This is a genomic window from Collinsella aerofaciens (assembly GCF_028209625.1).
In the GTDB taxonomy this organism is placed as follows: Bacteria; Actinomycetota; Coriobacteriia; order Coriobacteriales; family Coriobacteriaceae; genus Collinsella; species Collinsella aerofaciens_AM.
The window spans coordinates 65,046-87,795 of sequence record NZ_JAQLDU010000003.1; the positions used below are offsets into that span (position 1 = coordinate 65,046).

The 22,750-nt window shown below is 62.5% G+C and carries 16 protein-coding genes; 13 read left to right on the forward strand and 3 right to left on the reverse strand.

All coding sequences use genetic code 11. The features are described 5' to 3' along the window. Positions 1 to 79: 79 nt before the first annotated feature. Entirely contained in the window at positions 80 to 1,654 is a 1,575-nt protein-coding gene (locus PMW70_RS02300) for a carboxypeptidase M32 (RefSeq protein ID WP_271743768.1), read from the reverse strand. A gap of 504 nt (positions 1,655 to 2,158) precedes the next feature. Here PMW70_RS02300 and pheS point away from each other — a divergent pair. The 6 genes from pheS to PMW70_RS02330 all read left to right on the forward strand — a co-directional run bounded on the left by pheS (position 2,159) and on the right by PMW70_RS02330 (position 9,815). Next, a complete protein-coding gene (pheS, locus tag PMW70_RS02305) occupies positions 2,159 to 3,235 on the forward strand; it encodes a phenylalanine--tRNA ligase subunit alpha (RefSeq protein ID WP_055250566.1) in 1,077 nt (358 codons plus the stop codon). Positions 3,236 to 3,396: 161 nt separating this feature from the next. Further along, positions 3,397 to 5,850 (forward strand): phenylalanine--tRNA ligase subunit beta, encoded by a 2,454-nt coding sequence (gene pheT, locus PMW70_RS02310; protein WP_271743769.1) that lies wholly within the window; start codon positions 3,397 to 3,399, stop codon positions 5,848 to 5,850. A gap of 326 nt (positions 5,851 to 6,176) precedes the next feature. Next, entirely contained in the window at positions 6,177 to 7,259 is a 1,083-nt protein-coding gene (cbiM, locus tag PMW70_RS02315) for a cobalt transporter CbiM (RefSeq protein WP_271743770.1), read from the forward strand. Continuing rightward, positions 7,237 to 8,073, forward strand: a complete 837-nt coding sequence (locus PMW70_RS02320) for an energy-coupling factor transporter transmembrane component T (protein ID WP_117736238.1) — start codon at positions 7,237 to 7,239, stop codon at positions 8,071 to 8,073. The genes cbiM and PMW70_RS02320 overlap by 23 nt, the downstream gene beginning before the upstream one ends. Positions 8,074 to 8,117: 44 nt before the next feature. Beyond that, positions 8,118 to 8,888 (forward strand): energy-coupling factor ABC transporter ATP-binding protein, encoded by a 771-nt coding sequence (locus PMW70_RS02325; RefSeq protein ID WP_271743771.1) that lies wholly within the window; start codon positions 8,118 to 8,120, stop codon positions 8,886 to 8,888. A gap of 78 nt (positions 8,889 to 8,966) precedes the next feature. Continuing rightward, on the forward strand, positions 8,967 to 9,815 hold the full coding sequence (locus PMW70_RS02330; protein WP_117645957.1) for a hypothetical protein: 849 nt from the start codon (positions 8,967 to 8,969) through the stop codon (positions 9,813 to 9,815). On the opposite strand, the gene PMW70_RS02335 is transcribed toward PMW70_RS02330, so the two are convergent. Further along, positions 9,812 to 10,549 (reverse strand): hypothetical protein, encoded by a 738-nt coding sequence (locus tag PMW70_RS02335; RefSeq protein ID WP_271743772.1) that lies wholly within the window; start codon positions 10,547 to 10,549, stop codon positions 9,812 to 9,814. The two genes, PMW70_RS02330 and PMW70_RS02335, sit on opposite strands and share 4 nt — an antisense overlap. A 758-nt stretch (positions 10,550 to 11,307) precedes the next feature. Beyond that, complete coding sequence (pyk, locus tag PMW70_RS02340; RefSeq protein ID WP_117634311.1) at positions 11,308 to 12,768, reverse strand: pyruvate kinase; 1,461 nt, start codon at positions 12,766 to 12,768, stop codon at positions 11,308 to 11,310. Positions 12,769 to 13,210: 442 nt separating this feature from the next. Here pyk and PMW70_RS02345 point away from each other — a divergent pair, with 442 nt between their 5' ends. The 7 genes from PMW70_RS02345 (at position 13,211) to PMW70_RS02375 (ending at position 22,747) form a co-directional block, all read left to right on the forward strand. Continuing rightward, the gene (locus PMW70_RS02345) at positions 13,211 to 15,892 is read left to right on the forward strand and encodes a cation-translocating P-type ATPase (RefSeq protein ID WP_271743773.1); all 2,682 of its coding nucleotides are present in this window, start codon (positions 13,211 to 13,213) and stop codon (positions 15,890 to 15,892) included. Between the two features lie 247 nt (positions 15,893 to 16,139). Then, positions 16,140 to 17,324, forward strand: a complete 1,185-nt coding sequence (gene rsgA / locus PMW70_RS02350; protein WP_271743774.1) for a ribosome small subunit-dependent GTPase A — start codon at positions 16,140 to 16,142, stop codon at positions 17,322 to 17,324. Between the two features lie 252 nt (positions 17,325 to 17,576). Further along, positions 17,577 to 18,236 (forward strand): Flp pilus assembly protein CpaB, encoded by a 660-nt coding sequence (cpaB, locus tag PMW70_RS02355; protein ID WP_271743775.1) that lies wholly within the window; start codon positions 17,577 to 17,579, stop codon positions 18,234 to 18,236. Beyond that, positions 18,236 to 19,885 (forward strand): nucleotide-binding protein, encoded by a 1,650-nt coding sequence (locus PMW70_RS02360; protein WP_271743776.1) that lies wholly within the window; start codon positions 18,236 to 18,238, stop codon positions 19,883 to 19,885. The genes cpaB and PMW70_RS02360 overlap by 1 nt, the downstream gene beginning before the upstream one ends. Then, positions 19,882 to 21,210, forward strand: a complete 1,329-nt coding sequence (locus tag PMW70_RS02365; protein ID WP_271743777.1) for a CpaF family protein — start codon at positions 19,882 to 19,884, stop codon at positions 21,208 to 21,210. The genes PMW70_RS02360 and PMW70_RS02365 overlap by 4 nt, the downstream gene beginning before the upstream one ends. Further along, on the forward strand, positions 21,183 to 22,109 hold the full coding sequence (locus tag PMW70_RS02370; RefSeq protein WP_271743778.1) for a type II secretion system F family protein: 927 nt from the start codon (positions 21,183 to 21,185) through the stop codon (positions 22,107 to 22,109). The genes PMW70_RS02365 and PMW70_RS02370 overlap by 28 nt, the downstream gene beginning before the upstream one ends. Further along, a complete protein-coding gene (locus PMW70_RS02375; protein WP_055250542.1) occupies positions 22,106 to 22,747 on the forward strand; it encodes a type II secretion system F family protein in 642 nt (213 codons plus the stop codon). The genes PMW70_RS02370 and PMW70_RS02375 overlap by 4 nt, the downstream gene beginning before the upstream one ends. Positions 22,748 to 22,750: the final 3 nt, after the last annotated feature.

Genomic DNA, 22,750 nt, shown 5'->3' on the forward strand with positions numbered 1-22,750 from the left:
CTTAGGGTCGTTTTCGCTGACGTTGCCAAGACATTGGCGTCAACATAGTTGGCGTTGGCGATGGCGTGCTGGTCAATCCTTACAGCTCGTACAGTGTGGTGAACTTGTCCTGCAGGTAGCTGCAGTAGTAGCGGGCGTCAAAGGCCATGCCGCAGGCGCCCTGGATGAGCTCCGGCGCGTCCTTGGCGCGGCCCCACTGCCAAATGTGCTCGCCCAGCCAGGTGCGGACGGGTGCCAGGTCGCCGCTTGCACAGGCACCGTTGAGGTCGACGCCGTCGCGGCACATGGCCGGCACAAACATGGCATCGTAGGCGCTACCCAGCGCGTACGTGGGGAAGTAACCAAACGAGCCGCCGCTCCAGTGCGTGTCCTGCAGGCAGCCACGTGCGTCGTCGGGAACGGGAATGCCCAGGTACTCGTCCATAAAGCGATTCCAAAGCGCGGGGATGTCCTTGGCCGTGGCCTCGCCGGCAAACAGCATGCGCTCAATCTGGTAGCGCACCATAATATGCAGCGGGTAGGTGAGCTCGTCGGCCTCGGTGCGGATCAGCGACGGCTGCGCAATGTTCACGGCGCGGTAGAGCGTGTCCTCGTCCACGTCGCCGTAGGCCTCGGGCGCGTGACGGCGCAGCACCTGCAGCAGCGGTCCCATAAAGGCGCGACTGCGGCCCACGGTGTTCTCAAAGAAGCGGCTCTGGCTCTCGTGGATGCCCATGGAGGTGCCGCCCTCCAGGCACGTGCGCGCATAGGCGGGATTGACGCCTAGCTCGTAGACGGCGTGTCCTGCCTCGTGGATGATGCTGTAGACGTTGGAGATGCAGTCGTCCTCGTAGATGTGCGTTGCGATGCGCGCGTCGCCCACCGAGAAGCCCTCGCTAAACGGATGCTCGGTAAAGGCGAGCGTGGTGTCGTCCAGGTCCAGGCCGACGAGCTTCATAAGGTCAAAGCTCATGGCGCGCTGGGCGGCCTCAGGCACGCGGGCGTGCAAAAAGTCGGCAGCGGGCTGCTGGCCGCGCTCGCCAATGGCATGCACGAGCGGTACGACCGTGGCCTTGACCTCGTCGCAAAACGCGTCGAAGCTCTTGGCGGAAAGGCCACGCTCGTACTGGTCGAGCCAAACATCGTATGGGTCGCGCTTGGGGTCCATGAGCTCGGCCTGATGCTTAAGTTGGGCGACGATTCTATCTACATAGGGCTCAAAGCTCGCCCAGTCATTGGCCGTCTTGGCCTTGTGCCACACGGCGTCGGCCTCGCAGGTGAGCCTGGTCCAGGCCTCGGCCTCCTCGGTGGGAATGACGCTTGCCTCACGCTGGTCGCGGCCGAGCACGCGGATCTCGTCGAGCAGCTGCGGGTCGTCTACATGTCCGCCCGCGACGGTCTCTCGTGCCAGCGAGCGCACAAGTTCGACAGACTTTTTGCTGGTCAGCAGCTTGTGATGCTCGCCGGCAAGCGTGCCCATGGCGTCGGCACGCGCTGCTGCGCCGTTGGCGGGGGCAATGGTCGCGCCGTCAAACTCGGCAATCTTGAGCAGGTACTCACGAGTCCACAGCTTGCCTTCGAGCTTGCGGAATTTTTTGACGGCCTTATCGACCTTCATGCCTTTGGATGTCTTGCCCGCTGCAGGCTCGGCCTTCTTATCGAGTTTCTTTCCCATACCATATCCTTGATCTCGTGAGCCGAGCGCTTCGGGTGGGCGCGCGGCCAGTTTGCACAGCTACCTGCCTTGTACCCAGTGCGAACAAAACGGAACGCGGCGATGCACACGCAGAATGTGTTATCCTATAGCCCAATGCGTTGACGGAGAGGGTTTTGCCCGCCGCGTCGCCGGCAAGAGAGGGAAGGTCATGGGCTGCGAGCCTTCCTGCGGTGACAAGGGCCAAGCGTTCACTCCCGAGCAGCGACCTCAACGGGCACGCGGCCAGCGGCGGCGAAGCCCCAGTAGGGAAGCCGTGAGCCTCGCGACAAGGGGCACAGAGTGGGCGCGGCGGGCCAGACATCCGCCGGGTCAAACAAGGTGGTACCGCGGAATTCAACCGTCCTTGGGCAATGCACATGCCCGAGGGCGGTTTTTTTGTTACCGAACCGGGCCGCACATCCGCAGCTCCGGGTGGCTCCAGCCGCCGCGGCAAGTGGATGCGCGAGAGACGAAAGGGAAGACATGAGTCTGATTGATGATCTGGTCAAACTCGAGGAAGAGGCCAAGGAGCTCGTCGCAGGCGCCGATGACGCCGCCAAGCTCGAGGCTGCGCGTGTTGAGCTGCTCGGTCGCAAGGGTCGTATCACCGGCTTGATGCGCATGATGGGCAAGCTCGCCCCCGAGGATCGTCCCGTGATGGGCAAGCGCGCCAACGAGATGCGCCAGCTGATCGAGGGCATGCTCGACGAGCGAAACACCGAGATGAAGGCCGCCGCCCTCAAGCGCGCACTCGAGCACGACGCCGTCGACATCACGCTGCCGGGCATCCGTCCGCAGATCGGCCACCAGCACCTGATCAAGCAAATCATCGAGGAGGCCGAGGACATCTTCTGCGGCATCGGCTACACCGTCGAGTCCGGCCCCATGGTCGACACCTCTTACTACAACTTCACCGCGCTCAACGCTCCCATGGATCACCCGAGCCGCTCGGCCCGCGATACCTTCTACGTGGTCGACAACAACCCCGGCAGCGTCGCGCACCCCGAGGCTCACGCCCACGGCGAGTCCGACGTGCTGCTGCGCACCCAGACTTCGGGCGTGCAGATCCACACTATGGAGTCGCAGAAGCCGCCCATCTACATGATCTGCCCGGGCACCGTCTACCGTCCCGACACGGCCGATGCCTGCCACCTGCCGCAGTTCAACCAGATCGAGGGCCTGGTCGTCGACGAGGGCATCACCTTTGGCGACCTGAAGGGCACGCTCGACTACTTTGTTAAGTGCATGTTTGGCGAGGATCGCAAGACGCGTTACCGCCCGCACTTCTTCCCCTTCACCGAGCCCAGCTGCGAGGTGGACGTGAGCTGCCACGTGTGCGGCGGCAAGGGCTGCAACTTCTGCAAGCACAGCGGCTGGATCGAGATCTTGGGCTGCGGCATGGTCGACCCCAACGTTCTTATCAACTGTGGCATCGACCCCGAGAAGTATACCGGCTTCGCCTTTGGCATTGGCGCCGAGCGCGTCGCGGCCCTGCGCTACGACCTGCCCGACCTCAGAACGCTCATGACGGGCGATATGCGCTTCTTAAATCAGTTCTAGGCCCGGCGGCTTTCCCAAGCACCGCACCTTGCCTTTCAATCGTCGGTTGCGTACCTAAGTACGCGGCCCTCCTCTTTCAAGGCAATCTGCGGCACTTGGAAAACCCGTCTCCGTTGCAGTTTTTTGGCTCAAAGCCGCATTTATGAAAGGAGACCAGTTAGATGCGCGTTTCTTACGACTGGCTCAAGACCATGATCGATATTCCGGAGGATCCCAAGACTCTTTCGGACGAATATATCCGTACCGGCACCGAGGTCGAGGCGATCGACACCGTGGGCGAGTCCTTCGACCATGTGGTGGCTGCCAAGGTGCTCACCAAGACCCCGCACCCCGATAGCGACCATATGTATGTGTGCTCGGTCGACGTGGGTGACAAGAACCTCGACGCTGACGGCAATCCCGCTCCGCTGCAGATCGTCTGCGGTGCGCAGAACTTCGAGGCCGGCGACCACATCGTCACGGCCATGATCGGCGCAGTTCTGCCCGGCGACGTCAAGATCAAGAAGAGCAAGCTTCGCGGCGTCGTGTCCATGGGCATGAACTGCTCCGCACGCGAGCTCGGCCTGGGCGGCGACCACTCTGGCATTATGATCCTGCCCGAGGATACGCCCTGCGGCATGCCGTTTGCCGAGTATGTGGGCTCGAGTGATACTGTGCTCGACTGCGAGATCACGCCCAACCGCCCCGACTGCCTGTCCATGATCGGCATGGCCCGCGAGACCGGCGCCATTTTCGATCGCGATTTCCACGTTGAGCTGCCCGCCATCAAGGCGGAGACTGGCCGCGCGACCGACGACGAGCTTTCCGTCGAGATTGCCGACGAGGGCCTGTGCGACCGCTATGTCGCCCGCATCGTGCGCAACGTGAAGGTCGGCCCGTCGCCCGACTGGATGGTCAAGCGCCTTAACGCCCTGGGCGTGCGTCCGCACAACAACATCGTCGACATCACCAACTACGTGATGATGCTCACCGGTCAGCCGCTGCACGCCTTTGACCTGGACACCTTTGCCGAGCGCGATGGCCACCGTCGCGTGGTGGTTCGCGCCGCCCAGCAGGATGAGAAATTCACGACGCTCGATGGCGAAGAGCGCGTGCTCGACGCCGGCATGGGCCTTATCACCGACGGCGAGCGCCCCGTGGCGTTGGCCGGCGTTATGGGCGGCATGGATTCCGAGATCGAGGACGACACCGTCGACGTGATGGTCGAGAGCGCTTGCTTCAACGCCGGTCGCACCTCGCACACCAGCCGCGATCTGTCGCTGATCTCCGACGCCTCCATTCGCTTTGAGCGCCAGGTTGACGAGACTGGCTGCGTGGATGTCGCCAACGTTACCTGCGCGCTCATCGAGGAGATCGCCGGCGGCGAGGTTGCTCCCGGCTATGTCGATGTTTTCCCCGCGCCCAAGACCATCGACAGCATTAAGCTGCGCCTGGCCCGCGTGCATGCCATCTGCGGTGCCGACATCGAGCCCGACTTTATCGAGCGTTCGCTTACCCGTCTGGGCTGCACCGTCGAGCGCGACGGCGAGGACTTTATGGTTACCCCGCCGAGCTTCCGTCCCGACCTGCCGCGCGAGATTGACCTGATCGAGGAGGTCCTGCGCCTATGGGGCATGGGCCGTGTGACGGCGACCATCCCGGCTGCCAAGAACCACATCGGCGGCCTGACCCGCGAGCAGAAGCTCACCCGCAAGGTCGGCGAGATCCTGCGCGCCTGCGGCCTCAACGAGACCACGACCTTTGGCTTTGCCGCCCCGGGCGACCTGGAGAAGATCGGCATGTCCACCGAAGGCCGCGGTTGCCCCGTGGTGCTCATGAACCCGCTGGTAGCCGAGCAGACCGAGATGCGCCGCTCGCTGTTGCCAGGCCTGCTGCAGTCCGTTGCCTATAACGAGGCCCACGGCACGCCCAACGTGCACCTGTACGAGGTCGGCAGCCTGTTCCACGGTCGCGAGAACGCCAGCCTGCCCAAGGAGACCAAGTCCGTCGCGGGTGTGCTCTCGGGCCAGTGGAGCGAGCAGTCTTGGAACATGAAGTACCGTAAACTGCGTTTCTTCTTTGGCAAGGGTATCGTCGAGGAGCTGCTCGCCCAGCTGCGCATCGAGAAGGTTCGCTTCCGTCCCGTCGAGGGCGAGGGCTATGCCTTTTTGCAGCCGGGTCGTGCGGCCGAGGTTCTGTCCGGCGGCACCGTGCTGGGTTGGGTCGGCGAGATCCACCCCGAGGCGCGCGAGGCCTGCGGCATCGACGAGGTTGTCGTTGCCTTTGAGCTTGACCTGGACAAGCTGATCAAGGGCGCCCGCAACCAGGAGAACTACCGCGAGTTCTCGCAGTACCCGGCCGTTGAGCACGACCTTGCCATTGTGGTCGACAATGCCGTGACCTGCGAGGATCTTGAGCGCCGTATTACCAGCGCCGGCGGCAAGCTGCTCGAGGGCGTGCGCCTGTTCGATGTCTACCGCGATCCGGTTCGTATCGGCAAGGGCAAGAAGTCCATGGCCTTTGCGCTCACGTATCGCTCGGACGACCACACGCTTACTAGCGAAGAGGTCGAGAAGGCGCACCAGAAGATCGTCACCAAGGTGTGCAAGGGCGTAAACGGCGAAGTCCGCTCGTAATCTTTGCTGTTCGGAACCCGCCCCCTGCGGGGTTTTCACGGCAACGTCCTCACCACTTCGCGGCTGCGGGATGTTGCCTTAGAAAACCCCTCTCGGGGGCGGGTTCCTGCGTTAACCTTGTTGCGAGCGGACCGCACCTTCTTCCGGGTGACCGGAAAGTTGGGAGTGCATGGGCCCTTTATTGGGCGGTGCGTGGACCTGGGCTAATAACGTACGTATTGCAAGGGCGTGCTGCGTTGTGGGCGGTGCGCCTTTTTGTTAGCATGCAGAGTCGGTGTTACGGATTGTTGGAAACGTAACACACAACGTTCTGATTGAGAGGGCTCATGCATATTCCCGATAATTATCTGTCCCCGCAGACCGATGCCGTTATGGCGGTGGCGATGGTGCCCGTATGGGTTCACTGCATCAAGAAAGTGCGCGCCACGCTCGATCGCGAGCATATGGCCTTTCTGGGTATTTGCGCTGCGTTCTCCTTTTTGCTCATGATGTTCAACGTGCCGCTGCCCGGCGGCACCACTGGTCACGCTGTTGGTGGCGCGCTCATCACGCTGCTGCTGGGCCCCGAGGCTGCTGCCATTGCAGTCTCGGTTGCACTCGCGCTGCAGGCGCTGCTGTTTGGCGACGGCGGCGTTCTGTCGTTTGGCGCCAACTGCTTTAACATGGCCTTTGTGCTGCCGTTTGTCGCTGCTATCGTGTTCCGTGCGCTTAACAGCCGTCTGCACGACAAGAGCTGGGGCACCTCGGTTTCTGCCATCGTGAGCGGTTGGGTCGGCCTGTGCCTGGCGGCCCTGTGCGCGGCAATCGAGTTTGGTATTCAGCCGATGCTCTTCACCAACGCTTCGGGCGCCCCTCTGTACTGCCCCTTCCCGCTGTCCGTGGCTATTCCGGCCATGTTGATCCCGCATATGCTGGTTGCCGGCGTGATCGAGGGCGTGGCGACGGCCGCCATCTACGGCTTCATTAAGAAGACGGCGCCGAGCATTATCGTCGGCCCCGAAGCCGCCGATGGCCAGCTTGCCGCCGATGGTACCGCCAAGAAGACTTCCCTGATTCCCACGCTCATTCTGGTCGCCGTGCTTGTCGTGGCTACGCCGCTCGGCTTGCTCGCCACCGGTGACGCCTGGGGTGAGTGGGACGCCGAGGGCGCCGCGACCGCCGTTCAGGAGGCTGGCGACGACAGCCTGCAGGCTTCGGTCGGCCTCGATACCCCGACCTTTGCCGACGCCCTGCCCACGGGCGATTATCTGCAGGCCTATTCCGAGGAGCAGGGTCTTGGCTTTGCCGGCCAGGCTGCCATGTATATCCTCTCGGGCGTGATTGGCGTGGCGGTGCTGACCATCGCATTCCGCCTGGTCTCGCTGACGGTCAAGGAAAGCGGTGCTCATGGCAATAGCCGAGCTGCCTAGCTGGCTTACGGTCGAGCAGCGTTACGAGCCCGCGGGGGCTCGGCATCGTGTGATGCAAAAGAATGTCCTGCACCTGGCGAGCCTGCTTGAGCGGGTTCGCCTGGGTGGAGGCGCGCACGAGGGCGGGTCGATGGTCGACCGCGCCCTTTCTTGCGTTTCGGCTCCGGTGCGCCTGTTAGGGATGTTCGTTTGCGTCCTGTGCGTGTGTCTGACGCAAAGCCCGCTGTACCTGATGTTGATGGCGGCGATCGCGTTGGTGCTGGTCGCGGTGCGCCCCGTACGCGGGCTGCGCGCTACCTTTGTGCCGGCGTTGGCTGCCGCGGGGTTTGCCGTGGTTCTGGCGCTGCCTGCCCTGCTGCTGGGTGCTTCTGCCACGGGCGCCATGCTCAAGATTGCACTCAAGACGTTCATTAACGTGTCGCTGGTGCTGGGTGTTTCGTGGACGCTCACCTGGAGCCGCATGTCGGCGGCGCTCAAGATGCTGCATCTACCCGACGAAGTTATCTTTACGTTTGATATGGCGCTCAAACACATCGAGGTGCTGGGACGCACGGCGCACGATCTGTGCGAATCGGTCATGCTGCGCAGCGTGGGTCGTGCACCTGCGGGTTTTTCGCGCACCGACTCGCTGGCGGGTATCATGGGCATGACGTTTATCAAGGCGATGGAATGCAGCCGCGCGATGGACGAGGCTATGCTTTGCCGCGGCTTTGCCGGTGCGTATCCGGCACCCGCGCGCGCCGGGTTTGGCTGGCGTGATGCGGTCTATGCGGCCGTCGTGGTGCTGCTCGCCGTGTTGTGCGCGGTGCTGTAGCGCGGGCGGCCGAGCCGTCGATGTGGATAGGGAAGGGCGACGTTTTGGCAAACGATACGAATGGCGTGATGGGCGCGAGCGGTGCTACTGGCGCCAAGAGCGTGCCGCTCATCGAGTTTCGCGACGTGGTGTTCTCCTATGCGAGGCATACGGTTGTCGATGGTGTGTCGCTGCAGGTCGATCGTGGTGAACTCGTTGCCCTACTCGGTCCCAACGGCTGCGGTAAGACGACGATTATGCGCCTTATCAACGGTCTTGAACTAGCGGACGCGGGTGCGTACCTGTTTGACGGGCACGTGATCGATGCGGCATATCTCAAGGATTCCGCAGCCGCTCAGCGTTTTCATCAGCGCGTGGGCTTTGTGTTCCAGAATGCCGATGCGCAGCTCTTTTGCGCTACGGTGGGCGAGGAGGTCGCGTTTGGTCCCGCGCAGATGGGGCTGCCGGCAGACGAGCTCGAGCGCCGCGTGCGCGATGCCATGGAGCTGTTCCAGGTTGCCGATCTGGTCGATGCCTCGCCCTATCAGCTTTCGGGCGGGCAAAAGAAGCGCGTTGCGCTGGCTGCGGTGGTGTCGATGAACCCCGATATCCTAGTGCTCGATGAGCCCACCAACGGGCTCGATGAGGACTCGTGCGACATCGTAGTCAACTTTTTGCTGGCCTACGTTGCTGCCGGTAAGACGGTTTTGATGAGTACGCACCATCAAGATTTGGTGCGCCGCCTGGAGGCCCGTGCCATCTATATCGATCGATATCACCATGTGGTCGAGGCGCCCGTGCCGTCGTATGGAACCGAAAGCGGTGCTGCGGAATAGTTGCTGCGTAGGGTATGTATGGCCGCCTGTGCGACTCTGCCGTGATGGTATAGTTAACCAGGTTTTATGGGGGTGGCTATGCCAAGTTGGAACATTCATATCGCTCAAACGGAGCGCTTGCTGGCACGTGCTAGCGTGCTTGCCGATAGCGTGCGCGACCGCAATGCCTTTTTGTTTGGCTGCGTGATTCCGGATATCTTCGTGGGCTATATGGTCCCTGGCATCGCCGATCCCATTCCGTATCGCATTACGCACTTTGCAAAGCCCGAGCCTATCCCTAAGCCGCGCGAGCACGAGTTCTGGGATACCTATGTGGCGCCGCTGCTTAAAGGCGCACCCGCGGGCGAACCTGCTGAGGCTACCTCGATTGTCGAGGAGCGCGAGCGACTGAACCGCGTGCACTATCCTCAGCGCTACAGGGATGCCGAGCCGGTTGTCGGTCCCGGCGCCTGTGAGTTCTCGCTTGCGTCCGAAGATGTGGCGCAGTCGCTGCTCGATTTAACGCTGGGCGTCTGGTCGCATCTGGTGGCCGACACGGTATGGAACACGCGTGTGAACCAGTATCTGGAAGCACACGGCGGCAAGCCGTGCGAGGAATTCCGCATTAAAAAGCAGGGCGATTTTGACTGGTTTGGCAAGACGCTGGGCATCGTTTCCATTCCGCGTGCGACCGATCGCCTCTATACCGCTGCGACGCGTTTTGGGCAGTATCCCATCCATAAAGAATATGTGCTCAAGACTATCGGCGTCATGCACGAGATTGTACGCGAAAACCCCGGCGAGCCCGATCATCCGCCGTATCGCCTGCTAACCGAGGAGTTTTTCGATGCAACGTTTACCGAGGTCATCGAGCTGACCGAGGCGGGATTTGCGGCTCGCGTTGCTGCTTCTGACGTTCCCGCAGTCCCCCTGATCGCTAGCTGCTAGCCGGCCGGCTTGACAGTGAATAGCTCAACCCAATCGACAAATAGCTCTTGCCGCAGGGTATCTTCGGCAGTACGCTCCTGTTTGGTCTTTGGGGTGTAGGGAAGCCCAGCCTTTTTATGGATGAGCTCGGTTATGTGGTCGAAGCTTTTCTTATCCTTAATCTGGTCATAGGTGATTTGGATGACGTCGTAGCCCATGCTCGTGAGTGCGGTGGCACGTTCGGCATCGGAGAGGCTCGCGGCTTCGCTGTCGTGGGCTAAGCGGCCTTGACATTCCAGAATGACGCCCATGCTGTCGGTGGCGCTTTCGATGAGGATATCGGCGTAACAGCAGGTTTTGTTATACAGCGAACGTGCAGCTTCGCTGAGCGGGATGCGCGCGTTATTGGTGATGTCGATGCCCAAGCCGCCCTCGTCGCGGGGGAGCGAGATGAGTATGGACGTCTGGACTTCGAAGGGCGAGGCGGTCTGCCCCGTCATGTGCTCGGCCGCCCAACGCAGTTGTTTGACGCCGCGCAGGCCTGCGGCTTGCTTGGCGAACGCGGCGATATCCGTTGCGGTAAGAAGCGGCGTGCGCTTCCACAAGTTGGTGTCATTGCCCTTGGTGTCGTTAACTCGCTCCCAGCCGCAGTTGGGCGGAATGAGCTTAAGCGAAATAGCTTCATCGAGTTGTTGTCGCGTTCGCTCGCAGGGCTTAAACACTGCAAAGGAGCCGCACATCTCGTAGCAAGCCATGAGTAACTGGCTGCGTGAGACCTGCGTGGCAAGGCTGAGCAGCGTGAACTCCGGTGAAGTGACATCAAACCCATGCTCAGTCTGCCTAAACGACCCAGGAGGCGGCTCTTGGGTCAGGAGGTGCGATTTAAACAGGCTTCGCGACCCGGATTGTGCCCGAGTGAATACAAGCCTGTGAAGCGGTGTGTGAAGCAGGTCTTTTACAACTGCATGACTTCCGAGGCCGCAACATCTGCGATCCATATTGCCAAGGCTAATGGCGGGGTAAAGGCCTAATACCTGCGGCGGGATACGGTGATAGTAAAAAGCGGATTGACCGCATAGCGTCAGGTCCATGATATCCTCCTGGTCGAAATGTGCTTTTGGACCGTGCGATGCCAGCGTCAATCCGGAAGTATGCGGCAAAATCTGAATCCTATGAGCAGACCTGGCTTTTAAGGCCAGTTTATCAGGCATTTTGTTGCGAAAAAACAGGGCGTGCTCGGGGGTCTCAGAATTTGCCGCATACTTCCGAAAACCAGGTCGATCTGGCTCCTGCTAAAACGATTTAGCAGCGTCGGGTAAGGTGTGGTTTCGCCATCGGGCGAACATTTCCGCAGCAAGAAAGTTCATTTTTAGGGCTTGGAGGGGCGATTTGGACTCATTTGGTAAAGAAATGAGTGCGTGTCATGCTGTGCAGTGGGCACTGGCACAGAAAAAGGGCCCGGAAGGCGAAGCCTTCCGGGCCCTTTGCAATGCAGTGTGCTTGCAAGTGTGATTTAGCGCACCTGAGCGACGTAAGCGACGTTGGTCGAGGAGACCTTGTCCTCGAGCTGGACGCTCATGCGGGGATCGCCGGCGGTGGCGACGGTCAAATCGCCGGCCTCGACGTAGCCGAGCTCCTTAGCGGTCTCGATCGCCTTGACGATCGTGCCGTTGACGGTGCCCTGGGTAATCTCGGCCTGATGCGGGATAACGCCCCAGTACATGATCATCTGCTGGACGGCCCACTCGTGGCGGGAGAACGCGCAGATCGGCATGTTGGGACGGAAGTGCGAGATCAGGCGAGCGGTACGACCGGTGGTCGTCGGCACGGTGATGCACTTGGCGCCAACGGTGGTAGCCATGTTCACAGCGGACATACCCACAACGTTGTTGACGACGCGGGTGCCGTGAGCATCGGCCGGAACCTCGAGCGGAGCGTGGGCCGGGAGGTACTTCTCGGTCTCGAGAGCAATGCTGGCCTGCATCTTGACGGCCTCGACCGGGTACTTACCGGCAGCGGACTCGCCAGAGAGCATAACGGCGTCGGTGCCGTCGTAGATGGCGTTAGCAACGTCGGCAACCTCGGCGCGCGTCGGGCGCGGGTTCTGCTGCATGGAGTCGAGCATCTGCGTAGCAGTGATGACGGGCTTGTAGGCCGCGTTGCACTTGGCGATGATCTCCTTCTGGATGTGGGGAACGAGCTCGGGCTTGATCTCGATGCCCAGGTCGCCACGGGCGACCATGATGCCGTCGGAAGCCTCGAGAATCTCGTCGAAGTTCTCGACGCCCAAGGCGCACTCGATCTTCGGGAAGATCGTCACGTGCTCGCCGCCGTTCTCGCGGCAAAGCTCGCGGATGCCGCGGACGGACTCGCCGTCACGGATGAAGGAAGCGGCGATGTAGTCGATGTTCTCGGTCAGGCCAAAGAGGATGTCCTGACGATCGCGCTCGGTGATGGCGGGCAGCGAGATGTTGACGTTGGGCATGTTGACGCCCTTGCGCTCGCCGATCAGGCCGTCGTTCTTAACGACGCAGGTCATGTCCTGGCCACTGACGGACTCGACCTCGAGGGCAACCAGGCCGTCATCGATCAGGATGAGGGAGCCCTTCTCGACCTCGGAGGGCAGAGCCAGGTAGTCGAGGGAGATGTGCTCAGCGGTGCCGTGGAAATCCTCGGACGTGGGCTGAGCGGTGACGACGATCTTATCGCCGGTCTTGACGGCAACCTTCTTGCCGTCGACCAGAAGGCCGGTGCGGACCTCGGGGCCCTTGGTGTCGAGCAGGATGCCGACAGGCAGACCGAGCTCCTTGGAAATACGGCGGACGCGCTCGATGCGACCGTGGTGCTCGTCGTAGGAGCCGTGCGAGAAGTTAAAACGGGCGACGTTCATGCCCGCCTTGATCATCTCGCGGATGGTCTCGTCGCTATCGCAGGCGGGACCCATGGTGCATACAATCTTAGTGCGCTTGTACATTCAGACCTCCATCTGACATCGTCTTGCGCTGATAGATAAACCATAAGAAATAAAACCGAGATGATTATAACGAAATGCCGACCGAATACCCCAAAAAATCGACCGTATGCCGAAATGGAAGTTCATTTTTTGCGGGAAAAACGGTATATGAAAAATCTTTACCAACCACTCCAACCGCTGCTATCTGGGCGATATGTCAGTTTGGCGATGTGCCGAAGAAAAAACGTTTTACCAATGTTGAGCATCACACGGTCTGCACCGTTGCGTGCGGACCATATTTCCAAACCGATTGTTTTGGCTAGACGCGTCGCTTTGGGGTACCATAGCTCCACTATCAACTGCCGCTCAGCACGGCAGCCTTGATGAGCCCTTGCCCTTCTCCTGGGAATTATGATCGGGCATCAATCTGCTGAGTGGCCCGAATCCCAGGAGGGGACTCTATATGCAAAAGGAATACCTGTCCGCCGCGGCGGAGGTGCTCAGCGACCAAGGTGTCGATGAGAACCTCGGCCTGAGCAACGACGAGGCGTCGTCGCGTCTCGCCAAGACAGGCCCTAACAAGCTCGAGGAAGCCGAAAAGACACCGCTGTGGAAGCGCTTCTTTGAGCAGATGGCAGACCCCATGGTCATCATGCTGATCGCGGCCGCGGTTATCAGCGCGCTTACGGGCATGGTCAAGGGCGAGGCGGACTTTGCCGATGTTGCCATCATCATGTTCGTCGTTATCGTCAACTCGGTGCTGGGCGTGGTCCAGGAAGCCAAGAGCGAGGAGGCCCTCGAGGCCCTGCAGGAGATGAGTGCGGCGCAGTCCAAGGTGCTACGCGACGGCAAGCTCGTGCACCTGCCGAGCGCCGAGCTCGTGCCCGGCGACGTGATCATGCTCGAGGCGGGCGACTCCGTCCCGGCCGACTGCCGCGTGCTCGAGAGCGCCACGATGAAGATCGAAGAGGCCGCGCTCACCGGCGAGTCCGTGCCCGTCGAGAAGCATGCCAACGTGATCGAGCTCGCCGCCGGCACCGACGACGTGCCGCTCGGCGACCGTAAGAACATGTGCTATATGGGCTCCACCGTCGTGTACGGCCGTGGTCGCGCCGTCGTGGTCGGCACCGGCATGAACACCGAGATGGGCAAGATCGCCGGCGCCCTGGCCGAGGCCAAGGAAGAGCTCACGCCGCTGCAGGTGAAGCTCGCCGAGCTCAGCCGCATCCTTACCATTATGGTGATCGTCATCTGCGTCGTGATCTTTGGCGTTGACATCCTCCGCCACGGCGCGGGCAATGTCCTCACCGACCCGACTGCCCTGCTCGACACCTTTATGGTCGCCGTCTCGCTTGCCGTCGCTGCCATTCCCGAGGGCCTGGTCGCCGTCGTGACCATCGTCCTTTCGCTCGGCGTGACCAAGATGGCCAAGCGCCAGGCGATTATCCGCAAGCTCTCTGCCGTCGAGACCCTTGGCTGCACGCAGACCATCTGCTCCGACAAGACCGGTACCCTTACCCAGAACAAGATGACCGTCGTCAAGCACGAGCTCGCTGCGCCCAAGGAGAAGTTCCTGGCCGGCATGGCGCTGTGCTCCGATGCTCAGTGGGACGAGGAGCTGGGCGAGGCCGTGGGCGAGCCGACTGAGTGCGCGCTCGTCAACGACGCCGGCAAGGCGGGCCTCACTGGCCTGACTGCCGAGCATCCGCGCGTGGGCGAGGCCCCGTTTGACTCGGGCCGCAAGATGATGTCCGTGGTCGTCGAGACCCTGGATGGCGAGTACGAGCAGTACACCAAGGGTGCGCCCGACGTGGTGATCGGCCTGTGCACCCATATCTACGAGGGCGATAAGGTCGTCCCCCTGACCGAGGAGCGCCGCGCCGAGCTCGTGGCGGCCAACAAGGCCATGGCCGACGAGGCCCTGCGCGTACTGGCGCTGGCAAGCCGCACCTACACCGAGGTTCCCGACGACTGCAGCCCCGCTGCGCTCGAGCATGACCTGGTCTTCTGTGGCCTGTCCGGCATGATCGACCCGGTCCGTCCCGAGGTGGCCGACGCTATCCACGAGGCGCACGACGCCGGTATCCGCACCGTCATGATCACGGGCGACCACATCGACACCGCCGTGGCCATCGCCAAGCAGCTGGGCATCGTCGCCGATCGCAGCCAGGCCATCACCGGTGCCGACCTCGATCGCATGAGCGACGAGGAACTCGACGCGCACATCGAGGACTACGGCGTGTACGCCCGCGTCCAGCCCGAGCACAAGACACGCATCGTCGAGGCTTGGAAGTCGCGCGACCAGATCGTGGCCATGACGGGCGATGGCGTCAACGACGCCCCGTCCATCAAGCGCGCCGACATTGGCGTTGGTATGGGCATCACCGGTACCGACGTCACCAAGAACGTCGCCGACATGGTACTTGCCGATGACAACTTCGCTACCATCATCGGCGCCTGCGAAGAGGGTCGTCGCATCTACGACAACATCCGCAAGGTCATCCAGTTCCTGCTTTCGGCCAACCTTGCCGAGGTGTTCTCGGTGTTTATCGCCACGCTCATCGGCTTTACCATCTTCCAGCCGGTGCAGCTGCTGTGGGTGAACCTGGTCACCGACTGCTTCCCCGCGCTTGCGCTGGGCATGGAGGATGCCGAGGGCGACATCATGAAGCGCAAGCCGCGCAACGCCAAGGACGGTGTCTTTGCCGGACATATGGGTCTGGACTGCGTGGTCCAGGGCCTAATCATCACCGCGCTGGTGCTGGCGAGCTTCTTTGTGGGCGTGTACTTTGACATGGGCTACATCCACATCGCCGATATGATCGCCGGCAATGCCGACGAGGAAGGCGTGATGATGGCGTTCATCACGCTCAACATGGTCGAGATTTTCCACTGCTTCAATATGCGCAGCCGTCGTGCGTCGCTGTTCACCATGAAGAAGCAGAACAAGTGGCTGTGGGCTTCCGCCGCGCTGGCACTGGTGCTGACGGTGATCGTGACCGTGCAGCCGACGCTTGCCGAGATGTTCTTTGGCCCCGTGACGCTTGAGCTCAAGGGCGTTGTCGCTGCCCTGGGCCTGGCCTTCCTGATCATCCCGCTGATGGAGATCTACAAGGCGATCATGCGCGCGGTCGAAAAAGAGTAACGTTCCTGTCCGGGCCCGACCGCCTGCGGGGTTTCCACAGGCACGTCCTCGCCGCTTTGCGGTTGCGGGATGTGCCCTTAGGAAACCCCTCCCGGCGGGCGGGCCCTGCGGTATCCTTGCTGGCTTTTCTCCCGTGCGGATGAAAAGGGCTGAGGGAAAGTTTGTGAGCTGGTCGGGCTTTGCCCGGCCAGCTCTTTTTGATTTAAAATACCTGCTCAGTTGTGATTTTTGGTGCTGGGAGGCGTTTGTGGCTAAGGCTAAGGCTAAGGCGAAGAAAAAGACGACGGGGGCGCGGGCTAAGCGTGATCGTCGTCGGAAGCTCGCGACCGAACCCCCTGCATCTGCTGAGGAGTTGCTGGCGAGTGTACCGGGGCTTGACGCGCTGCAGGATGTTCCGGCGTTTGATGACCTGCCGGTCGATGAAGCTCAGCAGGCTGCCTTTGATGATTTCTGCGCACATGCCGAGGAGCCCGAGCAGATGCAGCTTGGCGCCGTGGTGCGCTTGGATCGTGGGTTTCCGCTGGTGGCGACTGCCGACGATACCTTCCGCGCCGAGCATGCCGTGGGATTTGCCAAGTCGCGCGGTGGGGACGAGGTCCTGCTGCCTGCCGTGGGCGATCGTGTGGCGGTGCGCCGCGCTCCCGGGCACGATATGGGCGTGATTGAATGCGTGCTGCCGCGCCGTACGAGCTTTGAGCGTTGGCGCGGCCGTGCCCGCGGAGAGCGCCAGGTGCTCTGCTCCAACGTGGATAGCGTGCTAATCGTGCAGGCGCTCGGTGCCGGCGAGGTGCTGCTCGACCGTGTGGCGCGCTCGCTGGTGTTGGCGCTCGACTGCGATGCCGAGCCGGTGGTGGTGCTCACCAAGGCTGACCGCTGCGATGCCGGGGAGCTCGAGCGCGATCTGGACCGCGTGCGCCGCCTGGTGGGTCCGAACGTGCGCGTGATCGTGACGTCCTCTGCCGAGGGCCGCGGCCTGGACGAGGTCCGTGCCTGCGTGCCTGCCGGGAGCTGCGCCATGATTCTGGGCGAGTCGGGTGCCGGCAAGTCGACGCTGCTCAATGCACTGCTGGGCCACGATACGTTGGCGACCGGCGGTGTGCGCGAACGCGACGACCAGGGCCGTCACACTACCGTCGCGCGCGTGATGGTGGCGCTGCCGGGCGACGCCGGCGTGATCGCCGATGCCCCGGGTCTGCGCAGTTTGCCGCTCGTGGGTCACGAGCGGGGTCTGGCGCGCGCCTTCCCCGAGATTGTCGAGGCATCGCGCGCGTGCCGGTTTGGCGATTGCACGCACACCCATGAGCCGGGTTGCGCCGTTCGCGAGGCCGAGGACGCCGGGCAGATTGACAGCCTGCGTCTGGAAACGTTCCAAAACCTGGCGTCATCCATGCGCGTGAGTGCTCAAATGCTCGATCCCGATGTCCATCTGTAATTGATTTTTCCTATGACAGCCGTCTCCCAACTGTTCGGGAGACGGCTTTTTTGCTGTGGAAAAGCCTCGAAACATGCAGTTTGCTGACGTGCTGACCAAAACCTTGCCACGAGCTTGACGGGCTGGTCAGTTTTTGGTCAACGATTGGTTTGACATCGAAAACCAAGATCGCGATTGTGCCGCTTTGCACTCTGACCGCCCAGACAATGGTGGTACGGGCATTCGCCCGGCACTGCCATGAGAGGAGCGGCCGTGAACAAGAGCAAGCGCATCGCCATCAGTCTGGTCGCGGGCGTGCTCGCTGCTCTGCTTTGCATGGTTTACGGCTCGTCGATCCGCTCGCAAGCCGAACAGGTCCAGGCTGAGACCTTGGCCAAGTACGGTGGCGATCGCGTCGAGGTATGCGTCGCGGCGCGCGATATCGATGTGGGCGAGACCCTCGATGAGACCAATGTCATAACCCAGGAATGGCTGACGAGTCTGCTGCCGCGTGACGCGGCGACCGAGCTGCGCCAGGTGCGCGGCGACGTGACGACTTCGCGTATTCCCAAAAACGCCGTGATCTGCAATGTCTACACCAAGGCCGAGAGCCGCAAGCTCGAGGTGCCTAAGGGCAAGGTTGCCGTTTCGGTGGCGGTCGATGCCGAGCACTCGGTCGGCGGTGCCACGGGCGTGGGCAGCTACGTGGACGTGTACGTGCAAAAGGACGGCGTGACCGATCGGCTGTGCGGCGCGCACGTGATCGATACCAGTGAGGATTCCTGTGCCACGCGCGAGGGCAAGATCGAATGGGTGACGCTGGCGGCTGACCCCGAAGACGTCAAGGAACTGCTGGGAGCCTCGGGCAAGGGAACGGTCAGCTTGACGATTCCCGCCACGGCGCGCGGCAAAAAGAGCGGAGGCGACGAGTGATGAAGGCGATCTGGCTTGCGTGCTGCGCGTGCGGCGATTACGGGCTGTTGCAGCGGGAAGTCGAGGGCCGTGATGCGGGTGCACAGGTGCTTCGCGTGGGTGACCTGGACGGGCTGGTTTCCATGGCGCGGGCGTTTCCGTCGCGCCGCGGGGCTGCCATCATCGCGGCGTCTCTGTTTGATACCGAAGATGTGCGCAAGACTGTTGCGCGCCTGACGGCCGAAGGCCGCGTGAGTCGCGTGGTCGTGTTGATAGAAGCGCTCGATCCGTCGGATATCGAGGGGCTGTTTCGCGCGGGGGCGGCCGAGGTCATCGCTGCACACAGTATATGCGGCAACGGGCGCGCGGGCGAGGGAGCGGTTGATTCCGATCGGCGCATGACGATTGAGCCCGATGCTTTTGTTGATAGGGAACCCGGGGCGCCTCGCGCTACAAGAGGCCCGCGTGTTGATGATTATGGAAAAGCGGAAGCCGAGCATGGTCGGCGCCCCCGGAACCCCCTTGTATACGATGACGCTGGAGGGCCGGCGCAGCATGCTGGCGACTCCCCGGCAGTAGATATGGGATACGTGCACGGCGTGAATCTGGCGGATGAACTCGACGAAGTTGAGGGCCTTGCCGGGTGCGGCGAGTTGTCGCTGATGCAGCATGAGCAGATTGCGCAGAACGAGCCTGCCTCGCAGACCGAACAAGCAGCCATGCCGGCTTGGACGCAGCACGTGGTTGCGGCGGGGGAGACGGGGACGCTGTCACCGACGCCCGCCCCGCCGCCTCCGATGCCGCCGGCAGACGCTACCGCTCCGCCGCATCGAGTTCCAGTCATCTGCGCTATTTCGGGTTCGGGCGGTTGCGGCAAGTCGACGATCGTTGCCACCATGGCACACACATCGTCGCTGTTGGGCTTGCGTGCCGCCGTGCTCGACCTGGACCTGATGTTTGGAAACCTTTACGACTTGTTAGGCGTCGATGCTCCGTGCGATATGGCGGCACTTATCGAGCCGTCGGCGGCGGGCATGCTCACCGAGCCGGATATCGTAGCCGCTTCGATGCGCGTGGCGCCGGGCGTTACGCTCTGGGGTCCCGTCGCGGCGCCCGAGCAAGCCGAGCTCATGGCACGTCCGGTGGAGCTACTGCTTGATGTTCTGCGTCGCGAATCCGACGTGGTCTTTATCGATACCTCGGTCTTTTGGGGCGACGCCGTGGCGGCTGCGGTGGCGGCGAGCGACCGTTGCCTGGTCGTTGGCGATGCGGCGGTGTCGTCCGCGGCATCGGCATCGCGCGTCATTGAACTGGCAGGTCGAGTAGGTGTGCCGCGCACGCGCATGAGCGCCGTGTTCAACCGGTTCGGTGCGCGCGGGGCAGACGAGGACGTCGCCATGCGCTTTGAGATTGCCTGTGCGTTAAGCTCCAAGATTCGTATCGCCGATGGCGGGCAGGATCTCGCCGCGCTCATGGCGTTTGGGCGCGCTGACGAGGCAGTGGGGCAGACCAGCGCTTTTGCGACTAGCGTGCGCGAGGCCACGCGCGAGATGCTCGTGGAACTGGGGTGCGCCGTCGGCCCTTGGAGCGATATGGTCGCCGACCGTGCAACGCGCACCGAACGCCCACGTATCCGCCTTCCCTGGTCGCGCGAGGGTGATCAGCGATGAGCCTGCAAACGAGGATTAAGGCTGCCGGCGCTGCGGCGGCGGCAGCGCCTGTAGATGTGGGGCGTCGCCGCGCCGTGAAACGACGCACCAAGCGCGCCGTGATGGACCGCATGGGTTACGACGAAGTGGCGCGTATCAGCGCCTATATCGACCCGGCACTTGCCCGCTCGGAATTGCGTCCTGCGGTGGAGGCGGCGCTCAATGTTGAGGAGCCGACCGATCTCGCGACGCCCGAGCGCGAGACCATCATCGACGAGATTTTGGATGACGTGGTGGGCTTGGGGCCGTTGCAGCCGCTCATCGAGGACGACACCGTTACCGAGATCATGATCAACGGCTGCCGCTCGGCTTTCTTTGAACGCGGCGGCGTCTTGTACCCCATCGAGCATGCGTTTGAGGATGATGAGCAGATCCGTGTGCTTATCGACCGCATTATCTCGCCACTTGGCCGCCGTATCGACGAGCGCAGCCCCATCGTCAACGCCCGCCTCAAAACGGGCTATCGCGTCAACGCGGTGATTCCGCCTGTGGCGATTGACGGACCGATTCTCACCATCCGAAAGTTCTCGGACCGTATCTGCTCGCTGGACGAGCTCGTGGGGTTGGGATCGCTGCCGCTTTGGTATGCGCAGCTGCTGTCGTGTGCGGTGTCGCTGCGACAGGACCTGGCGGTTGCGGGAGGCACGGGATCTGGTAAGACCACCCTGCTCAACGCGTTGTCATGTGAGATTTCCACCGGCGAGCGCATCGTGACGATCGAGGACTCTGCCGAGCTCAAGTTTGCGCATCATCCGCACGTGGTGCGCCTAGAGGCGCGCGAGGCTTCAATTGAGGGCGAGGGCGCGGTGATGATCCGCGACCTGGTAACTAATGCCCTACGCATGCGCCCCGACCGCATCGTGGTGGGCGAGGTGCGCGGTGCCGAGTGCTGCGACATGTTGCAGGCCATGAACACGGGCCACGACGGGTCGCTCACCACACTTCATGCGGGTTCAGAACAGGAGACCGTGGTGCGTCTGACGTTGCTTGCACGTTATGGCATCGATCTGCCGAGCGAGCTCATCGAGGAGCAGATTGCCATGGCGCTCGACGGCATCGTGATGTCCGAGCGCCACGCCGATGGCAGGCGTTTCGTCTCCTCGTATTCGGGGGTGCGACGCGCCGCATCGGGTGGCGTAGAGCTCGAGCGCTATGTGACGTTCGATGCCGCCGAGCGCACCTGGACGCTTGACCGCGAGCCGCCGTTTATCGCAGAAGGCCTGCGGTCGGGGACGCTCACGCAAGAGGAGGTGGACGAATGGAGATCACTGTGCCCCTCGTCGTAGGGGGCTTGGCAGGGCTTTCTGTCGCGACGGCGTGCGAGGTGGAACCTCGTGTGCCGCAGGTACCGCCGGCGGAGCTGGCACGTCAGGCGCTCGAGACGGTGGCAGAGAAGCTGCCGCGTGAGCTGGTGGAAAACGATCTGCTGAAAAAGATCGCCCGTTCGTGGGCATCGCTGGCTCCGGCGCATCGCCTTGGCCTCGTGATCGAAGATGCTTCGGGGCGTTTGGCGTTTCTGCTGCTATCGAGCGGTGTCTGCTGCGTTTTACTAACGATGGTGTCGTTATCGCCCCTCGGATTTGTCTTGGGGCTTGTTGCTCCGTTTGCCGTTGGCGCCGCCCGGGATGGTTTTGAGAGCCGGCGCGAGCAACACGATGCAGAAGAGGCGATGCCCGAGGCGTTTACCGCACTTTCCATGTCGCTTGCCTCGGGACATTCGCTGGCCCAGGGCATGCGCTTTGTGGGCGCTCATGCGCAAGAGCCGGTGCATACCGAGTTTTTGCGGGTGGCGGCGGCGATCGATTGCGGCATCTCGGCGACCGACGCGCTCGATGACTTGCTCGTGCGCATCGACGCCCCCGGTCTTTCGCTTGTGACCTTGGCGCTTAAAGTGTCTCAGCGCACCGGCGCTCCGCTTGCCGACTTACTGTCCGAGGCGTCGAGCATGGTGGGGGAGCGCATTGAGCTCAAGCGCCGCCTGGATGTTAAGACGTCGCAGGCTCGCATGTCTGCGCATATGGTCGCGGCGATGCCGGCGGGCATGTGCGCGGTGTTGGTGCTGCTTTCGGCAGATTTTCGTCGCGGTCTTGCGACGCCTGCCGGCGCGGGCGCTGTGGTGCTGGGTCTTGCCCTCAACGCCGTTGCCCTGGTGGTTATCCGGCGCATTATGCGGGTGGAGCTATGAGCGCCCCGGTTGCAGTTGCGGCTTGCCTGTGCGCCCTGAGTGTATTTGTCGCGACGGGTTTGGATCGGGCGGATGCACGCAAGATCGCAGGGGCCTGCAAGCGCGAGGCGGTGCTGGTCGCTGCCGCGGGTCGCTCGGTGGTCGATGCTCTGACCGCGCGAGTGAAGGGCGCGGTTGGAGCGGGCGGCCCGGCGCGAGTGTCGCTCGGCGAAGTGTCCGAGATGATCGATGTTGTGCGCTTGGGTCTTTCGGCCGGTCTTTCGTTTGATGCGGCGCTTGAGATTTTCTGCGCCAACCGCCGGTCAGTGCTGGCTCTTCGCCTTGAGCGCGCCTGCATGGCGTGGCAGGTGGGCGTGGGCACGCGTGAGGACGAGTTGTTGGCCGCCGCGCGCGACCTGGACGTGCGAGCGCTCGAGACCTTTGCCATCACGGTGGGGCAGGCGCTCGCCCTGGGTGCCCCACTTGCCGAGACGCTGGCCGCTCAAAGTCGCGAGATCCGTGCGGCTCATCGCGCCGCGGTCGAGCGCGAGATCGAGCGTGCACCCGTCAAGCTGCTGATTCCCACCGGCACGCTCATCTTGCCGGCGTTGCTTCTGTCCATATTGGGCCCGCTGCTGGGGGCAGGCGGGATGATGTAGGGA

What these genes read in the sequence shown, in the direction of transcription:
- PMW70_RS02370 (WP_271743778.1), top strand. Translation starts at nt 21,183, where the DNA reads ATGGAGATCACTGTGCCCCTCGTCGTAGGGGGCTTGGCAGGGCTTTCT.
- PMW70_RS02375 (WP_055250542.1), top strand. Translation starts at nt 22,106, where the DNA reads ATGAGCGCCCCGGTTGCAGTTGCGGCTTGCCTGTGCGCCCTGAGTGTA.
- PMW70_RS02365 (WP_271743777.1), top strand. Translation starts at nt 19,882, where the DNA reads ATGAGCCTGCAAACGAGGATTAAGGCTGCCGGCGCTGCGGCGGCGGCA.
- pyk (WP_117634311.1), bottom strand. Translation starts at nt 12,768, where the DNA reads ATGTACAAGCGCACTAAGATTGTATGCACCATGGGTCCCGCCTGCGAT.
- PMW70_RS02330 (WP_117645957.1), top strand. Translation starts at nt 8,967, where the DNA reads ATGCCAAGTTGGAACATTCATATCGCTCAAACGGAGCGCTTGCTGGCA.
- PMW70_RS02335 (WP_271743772.1), bottom strand. Translation starts at nt 10,549, where the DNA reads ATGGCTTGCTACGAGATGTGCGGCTCCTTTGCAGTGTTTAAGCCCTGC.
- PMW70_RS02320 (WP_117736238.1), top strand. Translation starts at nt 7,237, where the DNA reads ATGGCAATAGCCGAGCTGCCTAGCTGGCTTACGGTCGAGCAGCGTTAC.
- pheS (WP_055250566.1), top strand. Translation starts at nt 2,159, where the DNA reads ATGAGTCTGATTGATGATCTGGTCAAACTCGAGGAAGAGGCCAAGGAG.
- PMW70_RS02345 (WP_271743773.1), top strand. Translation starts at nt 13,211, where the DNA reads ATGCAAAAGGAATACCTGTCCGCCGCGGCGGAGGTGCTCAGCGACCAA.
- cbiM (WP_271743770.1), top strand. Translation starts at nt 6,177, where the DNA reads ATGCATATTCCCGATAATTATCTGTCCCCGCAGACCGATGCCGTTATG.
- PMW70_RS02360 (WP_271743776.1), top strand. Translation starts at nt 18,236, where the DNA reads ATGAAGGCGATCTGGCTTGCGTGCTGCGCGTGCGGCGATTACGGGCTG.
- PMW70_RS02300 (WP_271743768.1), bottom strand. Translation starts at nt 1,654, where the DNA reads ATGGGAAAGAAACTCGATAAGAAGGCCGAGCCTGCAGCGGGCAAGACA.
- pheT (WP_271743769.1), top strand. Translation starts at nt 3,397, where the DNA reads ATGCGCGTTTCTTACGACTGGCTCAAGACCATGATCGATATTCCGGAG.